Here is an 11,994-nt window from a genome sequence, read left to right as displayed (position 1 = left end):
TCTCTCCATTTATTTTTGTTTTAAAATCTTTTTCGTTTAAAATATTTTTATATTCAAACTATTTGATAATATAACATAATCGGAATGATTTGACAAGAGGGAAATTTTTTTGTTTGACGCGAGGGGCAAATGAATGGAAAAGAAGAGTTCCTGTTCTCTTCTTTTCCATTCATCTGCCATTCAAATCGGTAAAAAAATGACGTGCTTTAGTCTCTGTATTTTCTGTTCTGAGTACAAAAAATCCTGCGGTTTTGCCAATTCAAAATCGCAGGATTTTTCTTATTCTGTAACTTCCTGATATGCCTCTTTCGTCTGTTCTCCGCTCCGGCGGATCCCTGCAAACAAAGATCCGGATATATTATGCCATACACTGAAGATCGCCCCCGGAAGGGTTGCCAGTGGATTTGCCACGAAATTGGCAGTTGCAAGGGAGATTGCAAGTCCACTGTTCTGCATTCCGACTTCGATGGCAATGGCAGTTGCCTTATCGTACTCAATATGTAAAATTTTCGCTGCACCGAGTCCGATTCCCATTCCGCAGAGATTGTGAAGCATCACAACTCCGAGGACCAGAAGTCCGCAGCTTAAGATTTTTTCTGCATTGACGGCTACGATTCCGCTGATGATCATTACGATCGATACAACTGAGATCAGTGGCAGAACCTCTGATATTTTCTGGATCTGTTTCCCCCAGACCCAGTTGATCAGAATTCCCAGAAGTACCGGAACCAGAACAACCTTTACTACAGAAATTACCATTGCCCAGAAGGATACCTCTACCCAGGCTCCGGCGAGTACATACACCAGAAGTGGTGTTACAATCGGTGCCGCAAGAGTTGATGTGATCGTCATTCCGACAGAAAGCGCCACATCACCTCCGGCAATATAGGTGATCACATTGCTTGCCGTTCCACCCGGGCAGCAGCCAACCAGGATCACGCCAAGTGCCAGATCTGTCGGCAGCTGCATAACCTGACACAGGATCCACGCGATCACCGGCATGATTGTGTACTGTGCGATGAATCCGATCAGGATTTCTTTTGGTCTGGAAAAGACTCTTTTGAAATCGTCCATCTTGATCGTAAGCCCCATGCCGAACATGGCAACTCCGAGAAATACAGAAGTGTAGCTCGTTGTCCACACAAAGCCGTCACGCCAGAAGAATGCAATGACGGAAAAACAGATAATGATGCCCCCGATATATTTTGTAAGAAAAGAGCTGACCTTTCCCACTTTTTTCATTCTGTTTTCCATAGGCTATACCTCATAGCTGAAATTGTCGATTAGCCTTGTTTTTCCAATATAAACTGCCATGGCAACCAGAACATCTTTTTCCACACTCTCGACCGGCTGCATATCCAGTGCATCTACCATGGCTACATAGTCGATCTTTGCAAGCGGCTCTGCTTCGATCACTGCGCGCATCTTTGACAGAACTTCTTCTGCCTTAATTCCCTTGCAGATCGCCTCCTGACCGGTTTTAACGGCTCTTGAAAGGCACAGTGCAGCCTTTCTCTCTTCTGCGCTTAAATAGGTATTTCTGGATGATTTGGCAAGTCCGTCTTCCTCACGGATGATCGGGCAGCCTACGATCTGGATATCAAAATTCAAATCCTGCACCATCTTGCGGATGATTGCAAGCTGCTGTGCATCCTTCTGTCCAAAATAAGCTCTGTCCGGTGCTACAATATTGAATAATTTGGAAACAACCGTACATACCCCTTTAAAATGGATCGGTCTTGTCTTTCCGCAAAGGGTATCAGATAACGTATCAATACTTACGTAAGCATGTGGATCATGATACATATCCTTCGGTTCCGGATGGAAGATCAGATCTGCTCCAAGGCTCTCACAAAGCTCACTGTCACGTTTAAAATCTCTCGGGTATGCTTCCAGGTCTTCTGTCGGTCCGAACTGTGTCGGATTGACAAAATCGGATACCACAACGATATCGTTTTCCTCACGGCATCTCTTTATCAGGCTTGCATGCCCTTCATGTAAGAATCCCATGGTCGGTACAAGACCTACGGTTTTTCCTTCTTTTTTCCAGTTCTTAACTAATTTTCTTGTCTCTTCGACTGTTGTTGTTACCTGCATGATAATTCTCCTCTTTATAATAAATTCGGAGATAGCCTCTTGTTCTGAATTCAACTAATTTCATGTTCTGTTTTTGCATAATCTACGGATTGCTACCCACTTTGAGCTCCCACAATCCTGATTATGCCATATCTTTCAACAACCCATGTTTTTCATAATTTGTCACACGGCTGATCTTATTTTCATCATCCACGAAAACAACTTTTGGTTTATGTTCTCTGGCTTCTTCTGCATCATAATTTGCATAACACATGATAATAACCTTATCACCTGTACTTACACATCTTGCCGCAGCGCCATTTAAGCAGATCATTCCGCTTCCACGCTTACCACAGATCGTATAAGTTTCAAATCGGCTTCCGTTATTCACGTCCACGATCTGAACCTTCTCATATTCCATAATTCCTGCTGCCTCCAGCAGTTCCTCATCAACGGTAATACTTCCCACGTAATCTAATTCTGCCTGTACTACCGTAGCACGATGAATCTTTCCTTTTAGCATCTCAACTGTCATGTCTTACTCCTTTTCTGTCCGGAAACACAAAAATAAGCATAAACATAGAGTGTAACCATGCTTTTTTCCATAATTCCAAATTATTATATGAAAAAAGCATCATCAAGGTATACTTCTCCCTGCAAATGCTTCTGCTATTCTTCGTATTCCCTGAGTCTTATTTTACCTCTTAATAAATATAAGCTCCTTCTCCGTCACCTGTTGACGGAAACGATTTCGATATGAAATTGTTGTGATTCAGTCAGAGTATAGTTTTGTAGTTTTCCAAATACTACCTCCGCGGATAATTATGACACTTTGACAATGTGTTGTCAATTTGATATGAGATTGTATCTAATAAAAAAACACACCACTCTACAGAAAGATTAAAAAGCAAGACAGAACAACTGTCCCGCCTTGCTTCATTACTAATTTTTAAATTATTTCTTCCTTATCTTCTGTATTTCTTTCTTAACACAATCGCTAATACTAATAAGATCGCTGCCATTCCAATTCCAGCAATAGGAATCATAAAGTTTGCCGTATCACCTGTCTTAACAGTTGTATTCTGTGCAGCATTTGTCAGCTGTGTATTATTTGATGTCTGGTTTGTATCTGACGGTTTCTGCTGATTTGAATTCGGCTTGTTCTGATTTTTATCTTCCGGATTCGGAGTTGGAGTCTCTCCATCTTTCTTAACCAGTCCAGCTATCGCATCCCGAAGAGTTTTTTCTGCATTATTTACCTCTTCCTGTGTTGCAACAGCATTTTCATTTATTGCAACCGCATTTTTCAAAGCATTTTCAAAAGCTGTAAAGCTTGCATCTGTATAATCATCTTTCTTCAAAGCCTGTGCTTCTTTAATCGCCTTTCCTAATGCTTCTTTATTTACCGGCTGCGGAACTTCTTTTTTAACAAGACCGTTCATTGCATCGCGAAGAGCCTGTGCCGCACTGTCTATGTTTTCCTGTGTTGCATTATCGTCACGATCCACAGTTAACGCATTTGCCAAAGCCTGTTCCATCACTCCATAGCTTTCTTCTGTGTAAAGATCTTTTTCAATTGCCTGTGCTTCTTTGATTGCACCTTCAAGACCTGTCTTATCTACAGGCTGTGGTTTGTTCTTATCTCTAAGTACAAAAACAATCTTTTCTCCACCTGCAAATGCAGTTCCATCAATTGCTCTGATAACACCTCGCCCTTCTACTTCCGGATCCTCTGAAACTGTAAAGATAACCTGTTTATCGCATGACCACTGATCATTCGCCTGAAGACTTACAGTCATATCTGTATCAATATCCCATACGGTAACATCATACTGAATCATTCCATTTTCATCAGATGTAAGTACCTGCGGATCTCCATTCAATACATTGAAGCTTATTCCAGGAAGAATCTTTCCATCTTCATCTTGTACATATGCACGGAATGTAACCTTATCACATGCATCTGTACTCTTTGCAAGAAGCCGGATTCCAGCCTGTGCTTCTGCTGCCGGAACACCATTGATTTTTTCCACTACAGATGTTCCGTCTTCTTTTCCAATTGTAATCTTTGTTACAGCCGGAGTTGCAATATAAACAGAATCTTCCGGAAGATAAATTTCATATTCTCCTGCATCTTCATATCCTGTCAGTTTCCATACGAGTGTTCCATCATTTGCGAACATTGTATTCTGTACATTATAGTACACATTATCACGAATAAATTTGATATTACTCTGCAGCTGGCTTCCATCTTCACTCGATACAGCAATTGTCAGGGTACGCATTCCCCGTACTGTCTTCAGGTTGTTCTGTGCTTCTTCCAGTACAGACAGTGCCTGATCAACATCCTGCTGTGTTGCATTTGGATTATCAAGAGCTGTCTCTGCTTCTGCGATCGCCGTCTTAAAAGCCTTATAGCTGTTTAACGTATAATCTCCCTGTTTCATATCTTTTACTTCATTAACTTTCGCCTGAAGCATGCTCTTGTCTACAACCGGTACTGTTTTTTCTGTCAATATGAAAATAACTTCCTTTCCGTTACCTACATCTTCCCCATCTACTTTTGTCACTAAAGTTCCGAGTGTGCTTGATTGAATCGTAAATTCATGTTTTTCAGGCACTACAATGTATTCTTTTCCATCAAGCTGTACTGACTCATTCTTCAGCTGTACAGTCATAAGATTTGTTCCATAATCTCCGTCACTGACCGGATATTCTACAACTCCTTTAGACGCATACAGATTAAACGGATATCCCGTATCTGGAATTACTTTAAATGCAATCGAATCATTTACAGCTTCGCCCGCTTCATTTACCACTTTAATACGAATTGTATTCTTGTCTGTAACAACTGGCTTTTTGATTTCTACAAGTTTCTCTACCGCTGCTTTTAACGCTTCGATCTGTGCATCAACCTCTTCCTGCGTTGCATCTTCTTTGTCCAGAATCTTCTGTGCTTCTCCAACTGCTTTCTGATATTCAGACCATGATTCCGGCGTATAATCTGCTTCTTTCTTTAATCCGGCAATTTCCACAGCTTCTTTTAATTTTGTTTTGTCTGCTTTTACAGGTTCTGGGGTACTGCCACCGTCTTTCTTCAATACGAATGTTATTTCTCCTGCTTCTGCAAGGGCCGTATCATCAATTGATGTGATCGTTGCATTTCCAAAGCCATAGTATCCACCTGTTTTGAAACTATGTGTGTCCTCACACTTCCAATCTGCATTTTCTTTCATACCGACTGTATATGTTTTTTGAATATCTGTACTTGCATTTATCTGATGTTCAATTTTTCCGTTTGCGCTTTTAACTGTAATCGGCTCTGCATCTAAAGATGCTTTATCAATAATTTCAAATTCTACTCCATCTACGGATTTTCCTGTTTCATCTACTACCTTTGCACGGAATGTCGTTGTATCTGAAAGTACTTTATCCTCCGGTTCCGGTATAGGTGTATTGCCGCCATCTTTCTTTAATACAAAGGTAATCTCTCCTGCTTCTGCAAGGGCTTTTCCATCAATTTCCGTAATTTTTGGTGCTATTACATAATTACCATTCGTTTTATATGTATGTCGATCAGCACACACATACAGTTCTCCTTCAGCATCCTTCTGACCTTCTGCAAGTTTTACTGTAAATGTTACCATAAAATCGACATTACCCACTTTCTGTTCAATAACACCATTTTTGCTTGTTGCATGGTATGTATCCACAAGTGGATCATCTGGTGTTATATCAAACTCAACTCCATCTACTGCCTTTCCTGCTTCATCTATTATTTTTGCACGGAATGTCGTTTCGTCAGAAAGAACTTTATTTCCCGGTTCTGGTGCTGGTGTATCACCGCCAGATTTCTTTTTCAAAGTATATGTAAGCTTAATACCACTTATATACGGAATACCATCAATTGCATCTATTGTTCCTACCCATCCACTTCCTGATGCTGTAAAATAATGATCATCTTCCGTTTCATAGTCCGCTGTATCTGCTAAAACAATATGTGTTGTTTTACCGCCATTATAAATTCCAGTTACATTATAAGAAATAATACCATTACTGTCAGATACCATTGGATAATCATCTACTGTTCCGTCTATAACAGCATTAAATTTAACACCCTTTAACGGATTGCCATCTTCATCCATTACTTTTGCTCGGAATACTCCTTGATAGCATGAATAATCTACCTCTGTTGGTTTCTCAACCAAATCCTCCATTGCTTTTTCAAGCTCTGCTTTTGCAGAATCAATCTCTGCTTTTGTCGCATCTGCATTAGCAACCACGTCTTCCGCAGTTTTAATTGCGTTCTGCAATGCATCCCATCCACTCTGATAATCATCTTCGTTTAAATCTTTTGCCTTTTGCAGATTTTCTTTCAGTTTAGAGTTGTCAGCTCTCCATTTCAACTGGCTTTCCGCATCTTTAAGAAGCTGTAATGCTGCATCTACCTGTTCCTGTGATGCATTTGCATCTGCATTGACTGTTTCTGCATTTTCCAGTGCTTCTTTATATACTTTCCATGTTGCTGTTGTATAATTTGCTTGACTGTAAGAAGTCTTATAAGCAATTTCCTTTCCCAATGCAACCTTGTTTGCTTCCATCTTCAAGTCTGCTGCTGCTTTTTTTAGTTCTGCTACTGCTGCATTGTAATCTTCCTGCGTAGCATCTGCTTTGCCTGCAGTTTCCTCTGACTTGTTGATTGCCTGTGTTAATGCTTCAAAGCTTGCCGGTGTATATACCTCAGAAGTATAAGCTTTCATTTGCTCAATAACTTCTTTCAATACTGTATTGTCTGGTGTTCTTGGTTCAAATCCCGGAGTTTCTATACCAGTCCAGGTTACTGTAATCTCCTTTTCATAATCAACGCCGACCGTTTCACCATTGATCTCTTTAAAATAAGATTTTCCGTTTTCTTTGCCTACTGTAAAATTAATAACCGGATCTGCAGAATAGAGTTCCTGATAACACGGGAATAACTTCCATGTCTCTCCCTCTTTCCATGCAGCAGATGCTGGTAAATACATGATTCCTGTATATGCATCCGAATACGAATTATATCCTTCTTTGTCAGATGTATACTGGAACTTAAACGGTCTTGTAAATAAGTTACCATTTGCATCTCTAACAATCACTTTTAATGTCGTTAACTTGTCTGCTTTTTTCAATTCCGAAAGAGATTTTTCCAATTTTGACGTAACCTTTTGTACATCTTCCTTTGAAGCATCTACATCACTGAATACCTTTTGTGCTTCCGCCAAAACTTGCTGATACGCTTTGTATGTCTCTTCTGTATATTTATATTCTTCCTCAACACTTCCTGCTTTTTGTATTACTTCTTCCAGTCCAGTTTTATCCACATATTCATCTTCCGGAATCAGTACAAACTGCAATTCTTCAAGACCAGTTGCGGTTTTCCCGTTAACCGTTTCTGTCTGTATGGAACTATTGACTGTATATTCTATTTTTTCCGGATTCGAAACATACTTCACATCATCTGTATTATCTACTTCAACTACAATTTTATCATACCATGCATCAATAGATGTATGCTTCAACGTTAAGATCCCATTCTTATCTGTTGTAAAAGTATACTCTGACGGCGTCGCTCCCGTATTTATTCTTTTTCTTACAAAGTTTACCTTCGGAAGTGACTTGCCATTTTTATCTACAACCTTAATTTCAAGGCGGTCTAATATCGGCTGTTTTACGCCACCATTATCGTATTCCGGATAATATTCTGGTTCATCTCCTGCTTCAACTTTTGCTTTATTATTCTTAGTAGCCTCCACCTTTTTACTATCAATATATGTCTTCTGTTCATCTGATAAAGCATCATAAGCATCCAGCGCCTTCTGTACATTATCAAGATCACCAGTTGTCATCTTGCTGATATTAAATAATTCAAAAATTTTATTTACATCAATTGCTGCAAAAAGATCTGTTTTCATTTCTGCTGTTGGCAGATAAGTCCGATCCGGATCCAGATGTGTCAGTCCTGCAAGTGCTTTTACATCTGTAATTCCGCTGTTTTTAGTAAGGTCCAGTGCTTCAAGATTTTTCAGTTGTCCAACAGGTGTTACATCTGTCAGTTTATTATCTGAAGCCAGCAGTGTCCTGAGATCTGTGAGCTTACTCATATCAGGTAATGCAGATATTTTATTTCCTGATATATTTAAATACTGTAATTTTGTTAAATCTTTAATATCATCTACATTTTCAATCGCATTGGAAGATAAATTCAATGTAGATAATTTTTTCATATCCTTGATTGATGACACATCTTTAATCGCCCCATTCATGGACAGATCAAGCTGTGATAAATTTACCAGTGTTTTTAGTGCGCTGACATCTGTGATTCCATCCTGCTTTAAGATCAGAATATCCAGCTGCGTCAACGCAGAAAGAGGGCTCAAGTCTTTGATGCTTTTTCCCTCAATCGCTGAAGTATATCCGATATCTACCATCGTCGCTGACTTTGCATACTGAATTCCCTCTAAATTTTCAATCCAGTATGGTTTTGTCCAGTCTGCGAAATCATCCGCATGACTGCATAATTCAAACGAAATGTTCCGAACAGATTTATCCCCCACCATATCTGCTGTCAGTTTTACATTGCTTTTAATCGCGTTCATTGATGAACGGATTGCCCAATGGAGTAATGGGTCTTTAATAACTTCATCCTCTCCGGGAGTATATACATCTTCCTCCGCCAATCCGCCACAGCTGTCCGCTTTGGCTGTCATCCCACTTCCAAGCATTCCTGTTACAGTCAATGATAAAGCCATTAACACTGTAACAATCTTTTTCATTCTCCTCATGTCTTCCTCCTTTATGTATTTTATATGAAGATACATATAAATTATGCTTCATCATATCAATATTGTCCAATTGATATTTTCGATTTCTATTTTATTTATAGTTTTTTTGTATATATTTTTATTGATTATGATATATTCTGTAGTAAATTGTAACAATATACCTCCTTCAATTTTTCTGTAAAATATAAGACGGAACACATAAATGTCCCGTCTTATACCATCAGTTAAACTACATGATGTTTCTTATTTATCTTCTTTTTTTCTTTTGAAAAGAGCTGTCACAATTCCAAGTAATGAAATTCCTGCTACAACTGTATAAGGAACTATCGGTGCTTCATCACCTGTTTTCACAGTATTACTCTGTGCAGTTGTTGAAGTATTCTGTACAGTTCCAGTTCCTTTTCCCAAATCAGCTGGCTTGGTTGTACTTGGCTTATCAGCTGGTTTTGATGGATTCTCTGGATTTGAAGGTTTTTCCGGATTTTCCGGTTCTGTTGGTTTTTCCGGTTCTTCTGTTAATCCATCTGCCACATACTCAAATACAAATTCAGATGTTGGTTTATCTCTGTAGAACAGATCTTTATACTCATCCATATTCGGTGCTTTTACAAGCTTATAACCTTCAATATCTTTTGCACCGATATCAAACTGTCTGTACATGGAAATACTATATCCCTGATAAACATCTGACTGTACAATTTCTTTTCCGGTCTTCTGATCGATATATTTTGCGGTGATATTAATAATATCATCTTTTCCACATTCTACCCATTCATCTTCCTGACCTTTTACCTGACTATTATCGACAGTTAACGTAACTGTCGGGCTGTCGAGAAAATGTCCCCCGTCTAACGCTACCTGGATCGTATATGTCTTATTTGTTCCTGCATAACGAGGTGGGAGGATTTCAACAAACTGACTGTTTCCGTCTCCAATTACTCCGTTTTTATTTACACCATCAATTCCAACGAATCTCCATGAGCCATCGCATTCCGGAATATGATAAACCGGCCAGATTACTCCGTTTTCATCAATTGCGCGTACTTCTGTCTTCGTTGCATCCAGATTGGTTCCTGCAAGTCTTAATACTGTTTTTAAGGATCCTACCTGTTTTTCTAGATTAGAGACTTTCACCCATTAGAAACGTGCGCCGCTAGGCGCACGGCATAAAAAAAGGACCTTGTATCTCTACAAGATCCTCATATCAAAAATCTTATTTTGTTTTGACACTTACCTTCTTTCCAGAAAATGCAATTCCAAATTTCAAAATATCCTGAATGCCATCTTCTTTCATTTCAGCGTCATATCTCTTCTCATCAATCTGAATTAACGCTTCATCTGCAAGCCCTAAAAACTCATCTGCACTCAAGTCCTTTTTCCACTTAAGCTCCATAATGATTCCAGGATATCTGCCTTCTCTTGGGAATAGACTAATATCATATCGTCCATCCCCGGACTCTCTGTTTGACTTAATCTTATACTGATTATCCATCAAAGCAATCAAACCAAGAACTAATCCATGATAAAATCCTTCTGCGCCAGCATCATAGAAGCTGATGGATTTATCCATATATTCAGCAATTGCTTTCTGCAGTTTCTTATAATCATTTGCATAAAGACTTTCTGCAATCTTATTGGCGGTCGTTCTTGTGATAGCTCCAATCTGTAACAGGTGCGATAATATTTCACTCTTATATACGGCTGCAATCTCTCTGTTCGGAATGGATACCTCACACATATAAGAACCATCTGCCTGCAATTCTTTCTTTGGTGTTTTCAAATAGCCAGCTACTAACAGTAAACTGTAAATATTTGCCGGATCCTCTGAAAGAGATCTGTAAACAACATTCTGATCAATTTTAGCAATAACTCTTTCGCCTTGTAGCAAGGAATAAAGTCTTTCAGTAATATCATCCGTTGCCACCTTAAGGACATCTTCCAGAATTTCATTTTTTCCGGTATTTACCCAATAGGTCTGCGGAATGCAGCCCTTAGAAATATAATTGATTACTGACCACGGATTATAGATCTCTGTAGATCCAAATAAATATCCGTCATACCAATCCTTCAGCTCTGCTTCTTTATCCAGGACACCATAATACTCCAGCATATCTCTGACTTCTGAATCAGTAAATCCAAAGAACTGATCATACTTTTCATCCATCACGGAATTCACTGTTAAATTATTCAAGCCACTAAAGATGCTCTCCTGAGCAATTCGAAGAATACCAGTTAGGAATCCATAAGTCAGATTCTTATTATCTTTAAATGCTCCAGAGAAGAAATTTCTCATGAATCCAATTATTTCATCATAAAAATCCTTGGAATACCCTTCCTGAATCGGTGTGTCATATTCATCAATAATAATGATTGGCGCTTTACCATAATGTTTTGTAAGCATCCGAGATAACTTTGCTAATGATACAGTCAAGTCAACTTCTGAGGCCTCACCATTTATGATTTTCGCAAAATAGGTCTTTTCATACTCTGCAAGTCTATCACTATCCGCAATCTCCTGATGTCTTCCAAACTCCTCCTGCAAAAGATCTTTAATCTTATCAAGAGTTGCTTTCCAGGAATCAAACTTAACATCCTTGAAAGTAAGGAATACAACTGGATACTGTCCCTGCTGTCTTCGATATTCTTCACCGCATCTCCAGATTGCTTTATTCTCGAAATATTTACTTGTATCCTCCTCTGAAATCTCAAAAAAGACTCTGAGCATATCCATGTTCAATGTCTTTCCGAAACGTCTCGGCCTTGTAAACAAAGAAACCAATGGCTTCTGATCAAGGAATTCCTTTATAAACAAAGTCTTATCTACATAGTAATAATCTGCCTGTGCTCTGACATAATCAGAAATACCAATAGGTAATGACTTATTATTCGCAGCCTTCTTCTTTGTGTACTTCCCTGAAGAAACTCTCTTATCAACAGGTCTTACTGCGTCATCCGGAATAAGCCACTTTCTTCCTTCTTTTATAGCACCTGGGATTTTTCCTTTATTGCACAAATCATTGATTGTACGTTTTGAAAGGTTCCATTCAATTGCAAATTGTTCACTAGATTTCATAAAATCCATCATCTCCTTTGAAACTAG

At 38.9% G+C, this 11,994-nt stretch carries 6 protein-coding genes; all 6 read right to left on the bottom strand.

Annotation, left to right across the window (positions count from 1 at the left end; translation table 11 throughout):
• Positions 1-279: 279 nt before the first annotated feature.
• The 6 genes from NQ556_RS03155 to NQ556_RS03130 all read right to left on the bottom strand — a co-directional run bounded on the left by NQ556_RS03155 (position 280) and on the right by NQ556_RS03130 (position 11,967).
• Positions 280-1,254 (bottom strand): bile acid:sodium symporter family protein, encoded by a 975-nt coding sequence (locus NQ556_RS03155; protein WP_008372739.1) that lies wholly within the window; start codon positions 1,252-1,254, stop codon positions 280-282.
• Positions 1,255-1,257: 3 nt separating this feature from the next.
• A complete protein-coding gene (panC, locus tag NQ556_RS03150) occupies positions 1,258-2,097 on the bottom strand; it encodes a pantoate--beta-alanine ligase (RefSeq protein WP_044999039.1) in 840 nt (279 codons plus the stop codon).
• A 121-nt stretch (positions 2,098-2,218) separates the two neighbouring features.
• Positions 2,219-2,611 (bottom strand): aspartate 1-decarboxylase, encoded by a 393-nt coding sequence (panD, locus tag NQ556_RS03145; RefSeq protein WP_008372736.1) that lies wholly within the window; start codon positions 2,609-2,611, stop codon positions 2,219-2,221.
• A gap of 430 nt (positions 2,612-3,041) precedes the next feature.
• Positions 3,042-8,894 (bottom strand): leucine-rich repeat domain-containing protein, encoded by a 5,853-nt coding sequence (locus NQ556_RS03140; protein WP_204575792.1) that lies wholly within the window; start codon positions 8,892-8,894, stop codon positions 3,042-3,044.
• Between the two features lie 243 nt (positions 8,895-9,137).
• Positions 9,138-10,028 (bottom strand): hypothetical protein, encoded by an 891-nt coding sequence (locus tag NQ556_RS03135; protein ID WP_008372726.1) that lies wholly within the window; start codon positions 10,026-10,028, stop codon positions 9,138-9,140.
• Between the two features lie 79 nt (positions 10,029-10,107).
• Positions 10,108-11,967: an AAA family ATPase gene (locus tag NQ556_RS03130; RefSeq protein ID WP_147574834.1), complete on the bottom strand. Its 1,860-nt coding sequence runs from the start codon at positions 11,965-11,967 to the stop codon at positions 10,108-10,110.
• Between the last annotated feature and the right edge of the window lie 27 nt (positions 11,968-11,994).

It is taken from the genome of Coprococcus comes ATCC 27758, from assembly GCF_025149785.1.
In the GTDB taxonomy this organism is placed as follows: Bacteria; Bacillota; Clostridia; order Lachnospirales; family Lachnospiraceae; genus Allocoprococcus; species Allocoprococcus comes.
Note: the sequence above shows the minus strand (reverse complement) of the source record. Positions and strands in the feature narration are given on the sequence as shown.